The sequence below is a fragment of the Streptomyces profundus genome, assembly GCF_020740535.1.
GTDB classification, from domain to species: domain Bacteria; phylum Actinomycetota; class Actinomycetes; order Streptomycetales; family Streptomycetaceae; genus Streptomyces; species Streptomyces profundus.
Window position 1 is genome coordinate 6678124 of the sequence record NZ_CP082362.1, and the last position, 15116, is coordinate 6693239.

The 15116-nt window shown below is 73.6% G+C and carries 9 protein-coding genes; 5 read left to right on the forward strand and 4 right to left on the reverse strand.

The features are described from left to right. Window positions 1-5 precede the first annotated feature (5 nt). Both K4G22_RS28020 and K4G22_RS28025 read right to left on the reverse strand, forming a co-directional pair. Window positions 6-1046, reverse strand: coding sequence for a ketoacyl-ACP synthase III family protein (locus tag K4G22_RS28020; protein WP_228083257.1), 1041 nt, complete (start codon window positions 1044-1046; stop codon window positions 6-8). A gap of 27 nt (window positions 1047-1073) precedes the next feature. Further along, window positions 1074-7586 (reverse strand): type I polyketide synthase, encoded by a 6513-nt coding sequence (locus K4G22_RS28025; protein WP_228083258.1) that lies wholly within the window; start codon window positions 7584-7586, stop codon window positions 1074-1076. 451 nt (window positions 7587-8037) lie between these two features. Between K4G22_RS28025 and K4G22_RS28030 the strand changes: the two genes are divergently transcribed. After that, entirely contained in the window at window positions 8038-9510 is a 1473-nt protein-coding gene (locus tag K4G22_RS28030; RefSeq protein WP_228083259.1) for an NAD(P)-binding domain-containing protein, read from the forward strand. 53 nt (window positions 9511-9563) lie between these two features. Here K4G22_RS28030 and K4G22_RS28035 read toward each other — a convergent pair whose 3' ends face one another. Further along, the gene (locus K4G22_RS28035; RefSeq protein ID WP_228083260.1) at window positions 9564-10331 is read right to left on the reverse strand and encodes an SDR family NAD(P)-dependent oxidoreductase; all 768 of its coding nucleotides are present in this window, start codon (window positions 10329-10331) and stop codon (window positions 9564-9566) included. Window positions 10332-10410: 79 nt separating this feature from the next. Here K4G22_RS28035 and K4G22_RS28040 point away from each other — a divergent pair, with 79 nt between their 5' ends. Further along, the gene (locus tag K4G22_RS28040; protein WP_228083261.1) at window positions 10411-10776 is read left to right on the forward strand and encodes an ArsR/SmtB family transcription factor; all 366 of its coding nucleotides are present in this window, start codon (window positions 10411-10413) and stop codon (window positions 10774-10776) included. 87 nt (window positions 10777-10863) lie between these two features. On the opposite strand, the gene K4G22_RS28045 is transcribed toward K4G22_RS28040, so the two are convergent. Then, on the reverse strand, window positions 10864-11283 hold the full coding sequence (locus K4G22_RS28045; RefSeq protein ID WP_228084247.1) for an ArsI/CadI family heavy metal resistance metalloenzyme: 420 nt from the start codon (window positions 11281-11283) through the stop codon (window positions 10864-10866). Window positions 11284-11632: 349 nt separating this feature from the next. Here K4G22_RS28045 and K4G22_RS28050 point away from each other — a divergent pair, with 349 nt between their 5' ends. Genes K4G22_RS28050 through K4G22_RS28060 form a run of 3 tightly spaced genes read left to right on the forward strand, consistent with a single transcriptional unit; the run spans window position 11633 to window position 15099 of the window. Continuing rightward, window positions 11633-12580: a phosphate ABC transporter substrate-binding protein gene (locus tag K4G22_RS28050; RefSeq protein ID WP_228083262.1), complete on the forward strand. Its 948-nt coding sequence runs from the start codon at window positions 11633-11635 to the stop codon at window positions 12578-12580. Between the two features lie 3 nt (window positions 12581-12583). After that, entirely contained in the window at window positions 12584-14404 is a 1821-nt protein-coding gene (gene pstC / locus K4G22_RS28055; RefSeq protein ID WP_228083263.1) for a phosphate ABC transporter permease subunit PstC, read from the forward strand. Then, window positions 14389-15099 (forward strand): ABC transporter ATP-binding protein, encoded by a 711-nt coding sequence (locus K4G22_RS28060; protein WP_228083264.1) that lies wholly within the window; start codon window positions 14389-14391, stop codon window positions 15097-15099. Before pstC ends, K4G22_RS28060 begins: the two co-directional genes overlap by 16 nt. Window positions 15100-15116 lie beyond the last annotated feature (17 nt).

The following is a 15116-nucleotide window of genomic DNA, read 5'->3' on the forward strand; positions in this document are numbered from 1 at the left end:
GACGGTCAGCGGCGGGCCCAGGGCGGCCGTCGGTCGATGCGCACGACGGCGCAGGTGATGGAGACGCCCCCGCCGTGGGCGACGATCAGGACGTGGTCCCCGGGGCCGACCTCGCCCTCGGCGACGAGGTGGTCGAGGCCGACGACCTGGTCGCTGACGGTCAGATGCCCGAGGCCCCGGCCGAACTCCAGCAGCCCCTGGTCGGGGGAGAGCCCCATGGGATCGAGGATGACCTTCAGATAGCTCTCCTGGCCCGTGAAGACATGCGCGACCCTGGTCACGTCCGCCGGCTCAAGGCCGGCCTCGGCGAGCGTGCGCAGCGCGATCTCCGTGCGCAACTCGCCCTGGCGTCGGACGACCTCGGCGACGGTCTCCTCCAGGCCGCCGGCCGCGGCGAGCCGTTCCCTGAAGTCCATGGAACGGCCCACCGTCAGCGACGGCGGGAACAGCGGCTCCGCGCCCCGGTACTGCTCCTCCACCTCGGCGGTGGAGCCGGTGTTGATCGCCACCAGGGTGGCGAAGCCCTCGCGGGTGGAGAGCAGCACCGCGCTGCCCGCGTCGCCCAGCACCCCGTTCTGGATGCCGAACGCCCACCGGTTGAAGTTCGGCGTCCCCACGTTGTCCGAACCGGTCAACAGCGCGGTGGTGCGCTCGGGCACCGCCATCAGATAGCAGGCCGCCAGCTCCAGCGAGCCGATCAGGCCGCTGCACGCCTGCCACACCCGGAAGGAGGGGATGTCACGGTCGGTCAGGTGCCGCAGGATGTAGTGCTGCGCCGACCAGCCCTCCGGACCCTGCTCGTGCCCGCAGGCGTGGAGGTGGAGATCGAGATCGTGCGGGTGCGTCTGTGAGCGTTCCATCGCCTGCTGGGCGGCGGCGATCGCCATGTCGGGGGCGGGCATGTCGTCGGCCACGGCGGCGCCGGTCCAGCCGTAGAACTCGTGGTCCTCCGCGTCGTAGAGCCCCAGCGCCACGGCCTTGCGCGCGTCGACGGTCTCGGGAACGTATGTCCCCAGACCCGCGATGCGGATGTCGGGTGTCTTCATCGTCAGCTGTCCTTCTCGCGCGCTCGGTCAGGCCGAGACATGGACGGTGGTGAGTTCGGTGGCCAGCGCCTCGGCGACGGTGGTGACGGTCCCGTCCTTGAGCAGCCGCACCATCGGGAGCTTCACCCGGTACGCGCGCTGGATCCGGTTGCGCAGCTCCACGGCCATCAGGGAGTCCATCCCGATACGGCTCAGCGGCCGGTTCAGGTTGACCCGCTCGGGGCGGGTCCCCATCACGGCGGCGACCTCCTGACGGAGGAAGTCGAGGAGTTCCGCCAGGTCGGCCCCGCCGGCGGGCTCCGCCGCTGGTGTCGCCGGCACGGGCACGTCGGGCACGGGCACGTCGGGCACGGGCACGTCGGGTGCGGTGACGGCCGGTGCGGTGACGGCCGGTTCTGGGGCGTCCCCTTCCGCCGTCTCGGAGGCCGGCGCCCGGTCGGTGACCAGGCGGGTCAGCAGCGGCGCCTGGGCGGCGCGGGGGTAGGCGCGCGCCCACCGCGCCCAGTCGGCCGGCAGCACCGCGACAGCCGGGCGCCCGTCGGCGAGGATCCGCCCCAGCAACTCCAACCCCTCGTCCGGCGAGAAGGAGGTCATCCCCTGCGGCACCAGCCGCCGCACCTCCGCCCGCTCCTGCCGGGCGACCATCCCGACGCCGTTCCAGAAGCCCCAGTTGACGACCGTGGCCGGCTGCCCCTCGCCGTGCCGGTGCTGGGCCAGCGCGTCCAGGAACGCGTTGCCGGCCGCGTAGCCGGCCAGCAGCGGCGATCCGAGCAGCGCGGATCCGGAGGAGAACAGCACAAACGCGTCCACCGGCTCCTGGGCCAGGATCCGGTGCAGGTTCCACGCTCCGCTCACCTTCGCCGCCAGCACGCGTGTCAGCTCCGCCGGGCGCAGCTCCGACAGCGGGCGGTAGTCGATGACGCCCGCCGCGTGGAAGACGCCGCGCACCGGCGGCGACCCGGCGGCCCGCCGGGCCCCCAGCAGCGCCCGCATGGCGCCCTCGTCCGCGACATCGACCGCCGCGTAGTCGACCTGGACCCCACGCCCCGTCAACTCGGCCAGCAGCGCCGGCCATTCCTCGGAGTCGGCGACCTCAGCGAGCGGGCGGCGGCCGGTCAGCAGCAGCCGCCGCGCGCCCTGGTCGGCCAGCCAGCGGACCAGCGCCCCGCCGATCCCGCCGGCACCCCCGGTGACCAGGTAGGTGCCGTCCCCGTGCGGGGAGACCGGGACGGTGGGCGCGGCCGGTCCTGGGGAGGCGGCGTCCGCGTCGAAGGCGATCACGATCTTCCCCGTGTGCCGGGAGGTGGCCATCAGCCGGAAGGCGCCGGCGGCGTCCTCGGCCGGATGCACGCGGTGCGGCAGCGCCGGCAGCTCGCCCCGGTCGACGAGCTCCGCCACCGCCCGCAGGATCCGTCCGGCACGTCGGGGCGCGTGCTGGATCATGTGGACGACGTCGACCGCGTGGAAGGAGAGGTTGCGCGCGAAAGCGCCGAGCGGCAGGGCGTTGTTCTCCAGGATGTCGCGCTTCCCCAGCTCCAGGTAGCGGCCGTAGGGCGCCATGAGCGAGAGGTTGGCCTCGATCGCCGGGCCGGCCAGGGTGTTGCAGATGACGTCGAAGCCGTCGTCCCCCACGGCGTCGCCGAAGGTCCTGGCGAACTCCAGGGTGCGGGAGTCGGCGACCCCCTCGACGCCAAGCTCCGTCAGCAGCCGACGCTTCTCGGCGCTCCCCGCGGTGGCGAAGACCCGGGCGCCCCGCCAGCGGGCCACCGCCAGCGCGGCCCGGCCGGTGCCGCCCGTCGCCGAGTGCACCAGAACGGTGTCTCCCCGGCCCACCCCGGCCAGCTCGTGCAACGAGTGGAAGGCCGTCAGGTAGGCGGCGGGCAGCGCCGCCGCCTCGGCCGCGCCGACGGACCGTGGCCGTGGCGCCGTCAGGCACGCCAGGGTCGTCACCCGCGAGGCCAGGGCCCCCTCGGCGAGGGCGATGACCTCGTCCCCGACGGCCACGTCATGGACGTGCCGGCCGACCTCGACGACCGTTCCCGCGCACTCCCAGCCCAGGACCGGCGGGCCCTCGTCCTGACCGGGGTACATCCCCACGCTCAGCAGGACGTCGCGATAGTTGACGCCCGCGTGGCTGACCCGGATGCGGACCTCGTCGTCCGCCAGGCGCCCGGCGGGCGGGAGGTCGGTGAGCCCCAGATCGTCCAGCACCCCCGGGCTGGCGAGCGTCAGCGCGCGGGCGCCCGACGCCGGGGCCGGGGCCGGGACGAGGCGCGCCACCAGCCGCTTGCCGCCGCGCACCGCGATCTGGTCCTCGCGGTCCGGGGCGCGCAGCGAGGCCACCAGCCGGGCCACGCTCGCCGGCGACCGGTCCAGGTCGACCAGGCGGCTGCCAAGGCCGGAAGCCTCGGCCGCCACGGTGCGGCCCAGCCCCCAGAGGAGCGCCTGGAACGGTGCGCGCACCCGTTCCCCTGGACGGGTGGCCTGCGCGTGCCGAGTCACCAACCACAGCGGCGCCCCTTCCAGGCCCTCGCCCTCCAGCGCCTGACAGAGCGACACCACGCTCTCCCCGGCCAGCAGCTGTGCGCGCCTGATCTCGGCGTCGCTGGCGTCGAGCCCGGCGACCGCGTCGAGTGCCCACAGGTGGACGATGCCCCGGCACCGGCCGGGCTCCCGGGCGACCTCGGCCAACAGCTGCCGGTAGTGGTCCTCCCGCGCCGGGTCCAGCCGGTAGCGCTCCCCGGTGCCCGTCAAGGGGCCCGCGCCCGTGGTCACCACGACGACCCGCTCGCCTCGGTCCCCGAGTCCACGGACGAGGGCCCGGCCGGTGGGGCCGCTGTCGCTCAGCACCAGCCAGAAGTTGTCCGGATCCGTGCCGCCGCTCTCCGCCGCCTCGGCGGCGACCGGCTCCCACACCACGGTGTGGAGGGCTTGGTCGTCCAAGGCCGACGCGGGCGGTTCCGGCACGGTCAGCGGTTCGGGCGCCTGCCCGCTCAGGTACTGGAGGCGCAGCCCGACCAGCCGCGCCACCAGCGCCCCGCCCCGCTCCCGGACGTCGATGTCCGCGGTGAACGAGTCCCGGCGGTCGCTCTCGCGCAGCCGCGCGTGGCTGACCAGCTCGGCGGGCGGCCGGCGGTACAGCTGGAACTCCTCGATGCCGCCCAGGACGAAGACGCCCTCCTCGCCGGGCGCGGTCGCCGCCCTGGCCGCGGCCATCGCGTGCCCGCTCGCGTCCAGCAGCGCCGGATGGAAGTGGTGGCTCTCGACGTCCGCGCGGATCGACGCGGGGCAGCTCAGCTCCGCCAGCGCCTCTCCGTCGCGTCGCCACACCCGCTCGATCGCGCGGAACGCGCCGTTCCACTGGTTCCCGCGCGCGGCGTGCCAGGGGTAGAACTCCGCGCCGCGCTGCTGCTCCGGGCAGCGCTCCCGCACCGTCGCGAGATCGTCGAGACCGGACGGGGGCGCCCCCGCCAGCCGTCGCGCCTCGGCCTCGGTGTGGAGGAGCCAGCCGTCGTCGCTCCCCTCGTCCCTGGTCAGGATCCTGGCCCGCCAGACGCCCGGGGGGCCCTCGGCGAGGGTCACCCGCACGCTGGGCGTGGGGCCGTCCTCGTCGAGGAAGAGCGCCCGGTGGTACCGGACCTGGGACAGCGACAGTGGGCCGGCGCCGATCGCGGAGCCGGCCGCTGCCGTGATCAGCTCCAGATGCGCGGTGCCGGGGACGATCACGGCGTCCTGCACCCGGTGGTCGCGCAGATAGGCGTGCCGGTCGAGCGACAGCGGACCCTCCCAGGCCAGCGCCCCCGCCACGCCGGGCACCGGCTCGCCCAACAGCGGGTGCGCAGCCGCCTGTTCGGCGGGCGCGGTCGCCGGCGTGAGCCAGTGCCGGGTCCGCTGCCAGGGGTAGCCCGGCAGCGGAACGAACCGGCCCGTGTCGTTCAGCGCCGCCGCGTCCCACTCGACGCCGGCGGTGTGCAGGACCGCGGCGGCGCCCAACAGGTCCGCCCGCGCGCCGGCGTACCGTCGGATGCTGCCGGTGGCCCACACCTCGACGCCCGGGTGCTCGCCGGCCACCTCACGGATGCCGGATACCAGCAGCGGGTGCGGGCTCATCTCGACGAACACGGTGTCGCCCTCGTCCAGTTGGGCCTGGACGGCGGCGACGAAGTCGACGGGTTCGCGGAGGTTGCGGGCCCAGTAGGCGGCGTCCATGCCGGCTCCGTCGATGGCCTCGCCGAGCACGGTCGAGTGCAGCGGGACGCGTCCGGCGCGGGGCTTGAGGTGTTCCAGCGCGGCCAGCAGCGGTTCGCGCAGCTCGTCCATCTGCGGGCAGTGCGAGGCGAAGTCGACGTTGACGCGCCGGTTGTCCACCTCGCGTGCGTCGAGGGCGGCCAGGATCTCGTCCAGCGCCTCGGGGTCACCCGAGAGCAGGGTGGACGTCGGGCTGTTGACGGCGGCGACGGCCACCCGCTCCTCGTGGCCGGCCAGGGCCTGACGCGCCTGGGCCGCGGGGAGCGCCACCCACGCCATGGTGCCCCGGCCGGTGAGGGCCTTGGCCAGCCGGCTGCGCCGGCAGATCACCGAGGCGGCGTCGGCCAGCGAGAGCGCCCCGCTGACCTGGGCGGCGGCCGACTCGCCCATGCTGTGGCCGATGACGACGTCGGGCTCCACCCCCCAGGAGCGCCAGAGTGCGGCGAGGGAGATCTCGATCGCCCACAGGGTGGGCTGGATGACGTCCAGCTCGGCCAGCCGCTCCTCGTCGGCCGCGCGGAGCACCTCGCGCACCGACCAGCCGGTCTCCGCGTGGATCGCCTGGTCGCAGGCCGCCATGGTCCGGGCGAACACCGGTTCCTGGTCGAGGAGTTCCTGTGCCATTCCCGGCCACTGCGAGCCCTGGCCGGGGAAGACGAAGGCGATCCGGGGCCGCCGGCCGGGGGCGGTGTAGTCGCTGGTGGCCAGGCCCGCCTCGGTCTGGCCCTCGGCGAAGGCCCGCAACGACTTGGCGGCCTCCGTCCGGTCCTCGACCGCGAGGGCGAGCCGGGCCTCCTGGGGGGTGCGCCGGGTCGCCGCCGTGTGGCAGATGTCGCGGAGCGACTGGTGCGCGCCGTCGCCGGCGAGATGCTCGGCCAGGGCCGCCGCGCTCGCGCGCAGGGCGGGCGTGGTGGCGGCGGACAGCACCAGCAGCCGGGCCCGTCCCTCGTCGCTCTCCCGGCCGGTGTCGTCGGCCGGGGGAGCGGCCTGGAGCACCAGATGCGCGTTGGTCCCGGAGAACCCGAAGCTGCTGACCCCCGCCAGCGCCGGCCGGTCGCGCGCCGGCAGCCGGGTGGCCCGGGTCGGCACGGTGAGCGGCAGCTCGTCCCAGGCGACGGCCGGGTTGGGGTCCGTCAGGTGCAGGTTCGGCGGCACGGTGCCGTGCTCCAGGCAGAGCACGGCCTTGATGAGCCCGGCGATGCCGGCCGCCGCCTCGGCGTGCCCGATATTGGTCTTCACCGAGCCGACCAGGCACTCGTCTCCCGCCGCTCGCGGGCCGAGCACCTCGGCGAGCGCGGCGAGTTCGACGGGGTCGCCGACGCTGGTCCCGGTCCCGTGCGCCTCCACGTAGTCGACGTCGCGCGGGTCCACACCGGCGTCCGCGTAGGCGCGCCGCAGCACCCGCCGCTGCCCCTCGACGGACGGCGTGACCAGATAGCCGCTGGAGTCGCCGTCGTTGCCGATCGCCGACCCCAGCAGCACGGCCCGCACCCGGTCGCCGTCGGCGCGCGCGTCGGCCAGGCGCTTGAGCACGACGACCCCGACCCCGTCGCTGCGGACGAACCCGTCCCCCGAGGCGTCGGCGAACTTGCAGCGTCCGTCGGCGGCGAGCATGCCGGCGCCCGAGTACACCACTCCCTCCTCGGGGAGCAGGACGAGGTTCACACCGCCGGCGATCGCCACCGGGCACTCGCCCAGACGCAGCGCCTGCACGGCGTGATGGACCGCCACCAGCGCGGAGGAGCAGGCGGTGTCCACGGTGACGCTGGGGCCGCGCAGGTCGAAGGCGTAGGAGAGCCGCCCCGAGGTGATGGCCCGGGAGGCGGCGCCCGTCATGGCGTGCAGATCCAGCCGCTCCCGCTCGGCGTACTGCAGATGCCAGTAGTCGCCGCCGAGTTGGCCGACGAAGACCCCGCCGTCGCCGCCGGCGAGGGCGGCCCTGGTCAGGCCGGCGTCTTCGACGGCCTCGTAGGCGGTCTCCAACAGCAGCCGCTGCTGCGGGTCCATCCGGTCGGCCTCGCGCGGTGAGATGCCGAAGAACTCGGCGTCGAAGGCGTCGACATCCCGCAGCAGGCCGCCCCAACGGCTGATCGTCCGGCCGGGGACGCGTGGCCTGGGGTCGTAGACGCTGTCGATGTCGTAGCGCTCGGGCGGGATCTCGGTCACCGCGTCGCGGCCGTCGACGAGCATCCGCCACAGCTCCGTGGGGGTCGACGCGTCGGCGAATCGGCCCGCGAGGCCGACGATGGCGATCGGTTCACGCGGGGTGGGGACGGGGTGGTCGTGCGGCATGGCTGTCCTTCCGGGCAGGGCGAAGCCGTTCTGGGCAGCAGCACGGAGAGCCGTGAGTCGGCACGTGTGACGGGGACGGTTCGAGCCGTACCCGGTGGCGGACGTGCCCACGGACGGAAGGACGAAGGGCGGCGGGCGGCGGTCCGGCAGGTCGTCGGCACAACCCGCGAAGCCCGCACGCGCGACGCCGGCGGGAGGCGTGTGCCACCCGCCGCACCGCCCTGATGAGACGGTTGTCGAAGCAGACCCTACCCGCTGTCCTGACGCGACGTCGACCCTCGGGCCCCGTCCCGTGCGGGGCGGGGTCGGGCGGGCCAGGTTGACATTCGCCGTCACCCCGGGAACCCTGGGAGTCTCTATTTCGTCAAACATCTATATAGCGGGTTGTCGTCGAGCGACTACCCACCCCGCCCCGACGGGCCGCCCGCCTCCGCATGTCGAAAGGACCCCCGTGGCTGACCGCCGACCCCTCTCGCACCCCGTCGCCGTCATCGGAGCCGGCCCCATCGGGCTGGCCGCCGCCGCACACCTCGCCGAACGCGACGTCCCCTTCCTGGTGTTGGAAGCCGGTGACACGCCGGCGGCGGCCGTGCGCTCCTGGTCCCATGTCCAGCTCTTCAGCCCCTGGGAGTTCAACACCGACCCCGCCGCGCGCCGGCTCCTGGCCTCCGCCGGCTGGCAGGAGCCGCCCGCCGACGACCTCCCCACCGGGGGCGACCTCGTCAAGCGCTACCTCCAGCCCCTGGCCGAACACCCGGCCCTGGCCCCGCACATCCGCTACGGCGCCAGGGTCGAGGCGATCAGCCGGCACGGGGTGGATCGGCTGCGCACCGCCGGCCGCGACGCCGTCCCCTTCGTGCTCCGGCTGGCCGAGGGGGAGGATCTCCTGGCCGGTGCCGTCATCGACGCCTCCGGGAGCTGGCTCCAGCCCAACCCCCTGGGATCCAACGGCCTGCCCGCCCCGGGGGAGCGGGAAGCCGCGTCCCGGATCAGCCACGGCCTGCCCGACGTCCTGGGCGTCGACCGTCCCGCCTACGCCGGCCACCACACGGTGGTCGTCGGTGCCGGGCACTCGGCGGCCAACACCCTCCTCGCGCTCGCCGAGCTCGCCGACGCCGCCGACGGCACCACCGTCACCTGGGCCATCCGGGCCGCCGAGCCCGCCGGGTCCTTCGGCGGGGAGGGTGACGACGAGCTGCCCGCGCGCGGCGCGCTCGGCTCCGGACTGCGCATGCTCGTCGACACGGGGCGCGTCACGCTCGCGCCCAACTTCCGCACGCACCGCGTCCGCACGCTCGACGACGGGCGGATCCGGCTGTTCTCCCACACCGACGACGGCGGCGAGTACACCGTCACGGCCGACCGCGTCGTCGCCGCCACCGGCTTCCGCCCCGACCACCGCGTCGCCGACGAACTGCGCCTCGACCTCGACCCGATCACGGCGGCCCCCCGCGCGCTCGCCCCCCTCATCGACCCCAACCAGCACTCCTGCGGAACCGTCACCCCGCACGGGTACCGCGAGCTCGCACACCCCGAACCCGGCTACTACGTGGTGGGGATGAAGAGCTACGGGCGCGCGCCCACCTTCCTGATGCTCACCGGCTACGAGCAGGTCCGCTCCATCGCGGCGGCCCTCGCCGGGGACCTGGCGTCTGCCGAGTCCGTCGAACTCCAACTGCCGGAGACGGGAGTCTGCTCCGCCACCGGAGGCGCGGAGGCCATCGCCCTGCGGCTGGGGCTGACGAAGGAGCGCTACGGACAGCTCCTCCACGCCACCGCCAAGCACCTGGGCACGTCGTCCAGCGCGTCGGAGGCCGTGCTGGCCGCCGCGACGGAGCTCGGCGTCGACCACACCGCCGCGCTCCAGCTCGCCGCCTACACGGCCGAGCGGTTCGACACCCCGGGGGCGGCCCCCGCCTGCTGACCGCCGCGCGAGGGCCGGAGCCGCCGGAGCCGGCCCTCGCCGCGAGGGCCGGCTCAGTCCGTCCGGTGCACCTTGTGCTGTGCGGCCTGCGCCCGGGGCCGGACCACCAGGAGGTCCACGTTGACGTGCGGAGGACGGGTCACCGCCCACGCCACGGTGTCGGCGACGTCCTCGGCCAGCAGCGGATCCGGTACCCCGGCGTAGACCTCGGCCGCCCGGGTGGCGTCCCCCCGGTAGCGGTTGAGGGCGAACTCCTCGGTCCTGACCATCCCCGGCGCGATCTCGACCACGCGCAGCGGCGTGCCGCACACCTCCAGCCGCAGCGTCCGGGCCAGGGCGTGCGCGGCGTGCTTCGCCGCGCTGTAGCCGCCGCCCCCCTCGTAACAGGTGAACGACGCCGTGGAGGTGAGGACGACGACGGTGCCGGCCCGTCCGCCCAGGAGCCGGGGGAGCAGGGCCTGGGCCAGGCGCAGCGTGCCCAGGACGTTCACCTCGTACATGCGCAGCCAGTCGGCGGGGTCCGCCTCGGAGACCTCGTCCACGCCGAAGGCGCCGCCGGCGACGTTGACGAGCACGTCGCACCGCTCCACCGCGGCGGCCAGGGCCGCCACGGAGTCGGCGTCGGTCACGTCCACGGCGTGTGCCCTCGCCTCCCCACCCGCGTCGCCGATCTCCTCGGCGACCCGTGCGAGCAGCTCTTTCCTGCGTGCGAGCAGGACGACGGCGAAGCCCTCAGCCGCCAGGCGGCGAGCGGTGGCCGCTCCGATCCCGCTGCTGGCCCCGGTGATCACCGCCGTCGGGCGGGTCCCGGTTTCGGACATGGAGATCCCCCTGTTGATTTGACGTTTATCAAATTGGTTGATCTTTGCATTCGCCCGTGATTGGTGTCAACATAGACGCATGTCGAATCCCCGGGTGAAGGCGGCGACGCTCGCCGCTGAGCCGTGCTGTCCGGCCCTCACCGAGCGGGAGTTGACCGCCGACGAAGCCGAGATCGCGGCTGTGATGTTCAAGGCGCTGGGCGATCCCGTTCGACTGCGCCTGTTCTCCAAGGTGGCCTCCCATCCCGAGGAGGAGGCCTGTGTCTGTGACATCGCCGATGTCGGCGTCTCGCAGCCCACGGTCTCCCATCACCTCAAGAAGCTGAGGGAGGCCGGGCTGCTGCTCGCCGAGCGGCGGGGCACCTGGGTCTACTACCGCGTCGAGCCGTCGGTTCTGGCGGTCATGGGGCGACTGCTCAGCCCCGTGCACGTTCCCGCCGCCTGACGCGGCCCGCCGCCCCGCGTGGATGTGCGTCGGGCCGGGCTCGGGGCCGGCCGTTCGTCCGGCGGCTCCCCGCCGGATGTCGGCGGGTCAGCAGCACCCCTGGCGGTCGGAGGGGGTCGCGGCGCTGTTGCCGAGCGTGTCCGCGTCCGCCTTCACCACATAGACCTCCCAGGGCTCCTTGCCGGGGGCCGTCACCCACACCTTGTCCTGTAGCGCGTAGCAGCAGGACGTGTCGTTCTCCTCGAACGTGGCCAACCCGGCCTCCTTCAGGCGCTCGGTCGCCGAACTCACCTGCTCGGTGGACTCCACCTCGATACCCAGGTGGTCGAGGCGCGTGTCCTGGTCCGGCTCGCCCTCCAGGAGGACCAGCTTCAGGGGCGGCTCCGCGATGACGAAGTTCGCGTAGCCCTCGCGCCGCTTTGTCGGCTCGGTGTCGAAAAGGCGGGAGTAGAAGGCGATCGACCCTTCCAGGTCGGCCACGCGCAGGGCGAGTTGGGTACGGGGCACGGTCTGCTCCTCCATGCGATATCGATGGTTGTCGATTACACACTTGCACTTGATTCGATAAACGTCAACATAGGCGAGGCGTGGCCCTCGGCCCCGGTGGAAGCCTCCCCACCTGCTGTTCTTCGGTGAGGTTCCGGCGCGCTGACGGCGGCCGGCCCGTATCGCCGGAGCGGTGTGCTCCTCTTCGGCGTTCGCCGGGGCGGGAGTCGGGGCGGGGCATGCCTTCGGTGCAACTGTTTTGGGTGTGAACTCCCTTACAGTCGCTGTCTGTTCAGAAACTGTTCCCCTGTGCGCCACCTGCTGTTTAGACTCCCATGGAATCAGCGACGCCAGTCACAGGAGGAGCTGCATGCCGCGCACGGGGATATTTCCTGCTAAGGAATCGAATAGGCGGAAAGGCGGCAGGAGGTCGCTCGACCGGGCCCCCGGCACCCCGTTGGCGCACCGCGTGGGCATCGGCTGTGTGGCGATGCTGCTCGCCGCCGGCCTCGCGGCGTGCGCCGACGGCGAGGCGGGCGCGGGGACGATGCGGGTCAGCGGTTCCACCACGGTCGCCCCGGTGGCGACCGACGCCAGCGAGGTGCTGCGGGAGCAGGGGTACGACATCACGGTCGCGACGGACGGCGGTTCCGCCGGCGCCATCTCCCAACTCGGCGCGAACCAGATCGATATCGCCATGAGTTCGAAGCCGTTCTCCGACGAGGACCAGGCGGCTCACCCCGACACCGACTTCCACCCCACCCAGATCGGCGCCGACGCCGTCGGGGTGATCATCCGCAGCGAGGTCGCGGACGCCGGGGTCACCAACCTCACCCGCGAACAGGTCCAGGGCATCTTCGAAGGGACCATCACCAACTGGTCCGAGGTCGGCGGCCCCGACCTCGGCGTCTTCGTCTACGACAAGGAGCCGGGCCGAGGCACCCGCGAGGTGCTCGACAAGTACCTCTACGGCGAGGGCGAGGCGCCGCCGCCTCCCGACACCGACAACTTCGCCATCGTGGGCGGCAACCTGGAGACCCGCAGCAAGGTGAAGTCCACCGCCGGCGCCGTCGCGCCCCTGTCCACCGGGTTCATCGACGGCCACGACGACCTCGTGGCCGTCCATCTCGACGGCGTCTCACCGGACATCGAGAACGTCGCCTCCGGCGACTACCCGATGACGCGCCCCCTCTACCTGATCACCGACGGGCCGCCGGAAGGGCCGCTCAAGGACTTCATCGACTACGTCCTCTCCGACGAGGGGCAGGCCATCCTCCCCACCCACGGCTACCTCGGAATCCACGAACTCGGGGGCTGACAGGTGACCAGCCAGACGCCGGTGCGGCCCCTCCCCGCCGCACCGGCCACCGGGCAACGCCCGCGCCCCGCACGCTGGATCTGGGCCTGGACGGCCCTCGGGGCCTGCACGATCCTCGGCATCCTCCTCGTGCTGATCGGCTATCTCGTCTCAGGTCTCGCCGGCGGATCGGTCGACTGGAAGGAGATCCTCACCTCGGGGACATGGAGCCCCACCCACGCCGCTTTCGGCGGCCTCGCCATGATCTACGGCTCGGGCCTCGTCTGCCTGCTGGCCCTCGCCATGGCCGTCCCCGTCAGCTGGGCCGCCGCGATCGCGCTGAACGAGTACCTACCGCCCCACCTCGCTCGTCCGCTGCGTACCAGCGTCGAACTCCTGGCCGCCGTCCCCTCCATCGTCTACGGCCTCATCGGCATCATGGCCATCCGCCCGCTGGTCTCCACGCTCGGCGCGGTGCCCGGCGGCGACAGCCTGCTCGCCGCCGCCATCGTGCTGGCGGTCATGATCACCCCCACCGTCGTCGCGGTCAGCGTCGACGCACTCAAGGCGGTCCCGGACCGCTATCGCGAGTCCGCCTACGCCCTCGGGCTCACCCGCCAGGAGGTGGTCCGCGCCGCCGTCCTCCCGCGTGCCCGCCCCGCCATGCGCACCGGCGTGCTCCTCGGCCTGGCCCGCGCCCTCGGCGAGGCCATCGCCGTCTATCTCGTCATCGGCCGCGCGGACGGCAGGCTCCCCACCACACCCGGTGAGTTCGTCGACTCCCTCTTCCAGCCCGGCCAGACCCTGACCACCAAGCTCGCCGGGCCCGAGTCCATGCTCGCCGGCACCTCGGGCCCGCACTTCGCCGCCCTGTGCGCGCTGGGCGTCGTCCTGCTCGCCGCCGTCGCGGCGGCCACCGTCCTGGGCACCCGCGCGGACCACGCCTCGGCTCGTGACGAGCGCCTCCCGGTGCCCCGCACCACCTTCACCGCCCTCCGAATCCAACGTGACCGCGTCGCCACCGCGTTGCGGCTCGCCGCGCTCCTGCTGCCCACCGCACTGCTCATCGCGATGCTCGCGCTGCTGGCCGCCCGTGGCACCGCCGCCTTCGACCCCGGCTTCTGGCTCTCCGAGTCCGTCGGCTCCTCCGGTGGCGGTGTGCGCAACCAGATCTCCGGCACCCTGCTCTTCGTCGTCGGCACCGCCACCGCGGCCCTTCCGCTCGGCTTCGCCGCCGGCATCCTGCTGGGCGTCTACGGAAGTTCGCGGCTGATCCGGACGCTGAACGTCCTGACCGTCGTCATCGGCGGTGTGCCCACCATCCTGCTGGGCCTCGCCGGCTTCGTGGTCCTCTCCACGGCCATGGGCTGGGGCAAGTCGTGGCTCGCCGGCGTCATCGTCCTGGTGCCCGTCGTCGTCCCCGTCGTGGCCCTCGCCACCGCGGCCCGGATCAGGGGCATGCCCCCGGAGCTGACCGAGAGCGCCAAGGCCCTCGGGCTCACCCAGGCCCAGTACCTGCGCTCCGTCGTCGTCCCCTACGCCTGGCCGGCCACCATCACGGGGCTCCTCCTGGGACTCGCGCGCGCCGCCGGCGAGACCGCCCCTCTCCTCTTCACCGCCACCGTCTTCTCCGGCGCGCCCGGCCTGCCGGGCGGCATCGTCGAAAGCCCCGTGCAGGCCCTGCCCACCCATGTCTTCAACCTCTCCCAGGACTCGGGCGATCCCCAGGCCGTGACCCAGGCCTGGTCCAGCGCCCTCGTCCTCGTCGTCATCACCGCCCTCCTCCTCACAGCCGCCGTCGTGCTGCGGAACCGCCTGGAAGGAAAGCGATGGACATCGTCATAGCGGCCCAGGGACTCCGGGTCGTCACCCGGGGGACCACCCTCGTCGGACCCCTCTCCTTCGAGCTCCGGCACGGAACCACCACCGGCCTCTGCGGGCCGTCGGGCGCCGGGAAGTCCACCGTGCTGCGGGCCCTCGTCGACCTGCTCCCACCGGAGTTGCGGACGGAGGGGGAGATCCGCGTACTCGGCCAGCCCGTTGTCCACCGCCGGGGTGACGCCGATCTCAGGTCCAAGGTCGTCCTGGTCCCCCAGACCCCCGTCGTCTTCGGGGGCAGCGTCCTGGACAACGCCCTGTTCGGCATCCGGCATGTGCTCAGGGAGAGCAAGGACCGACTGCGTGAGCGTGCGGAGCGGGCCCTCGCCGAAGCGGGTCTCTGGGAGGAGGTGCGTGAGCGCCTCGACTCCCCGGCGGGCAACCTCTCCGCCGGGCAGCGGCAGCGACTCTGCCTGGCCCGTTCCCTCGCCCTCGAACCCGCGGCGCTGCTGCTCGACGAGCCGACCAGCGCGCTCGACGAACGGAGCCGCGACACCGTGGAGCGGTCCGTGGCCTCACTGCGCGGACGCAGAACGGTCCTGCTGGTCTCCCACGACCCCGCGCAGGTCGCGCGGCTGTGCGACACCACCATCCAACTGGAGGAACCCCGGCTTGAGGCTCAGCCGGCCGGTTCGGCGAGCGCGACGGCCGACGGGCCGTGAGCGGTGCGGCCGGGAGT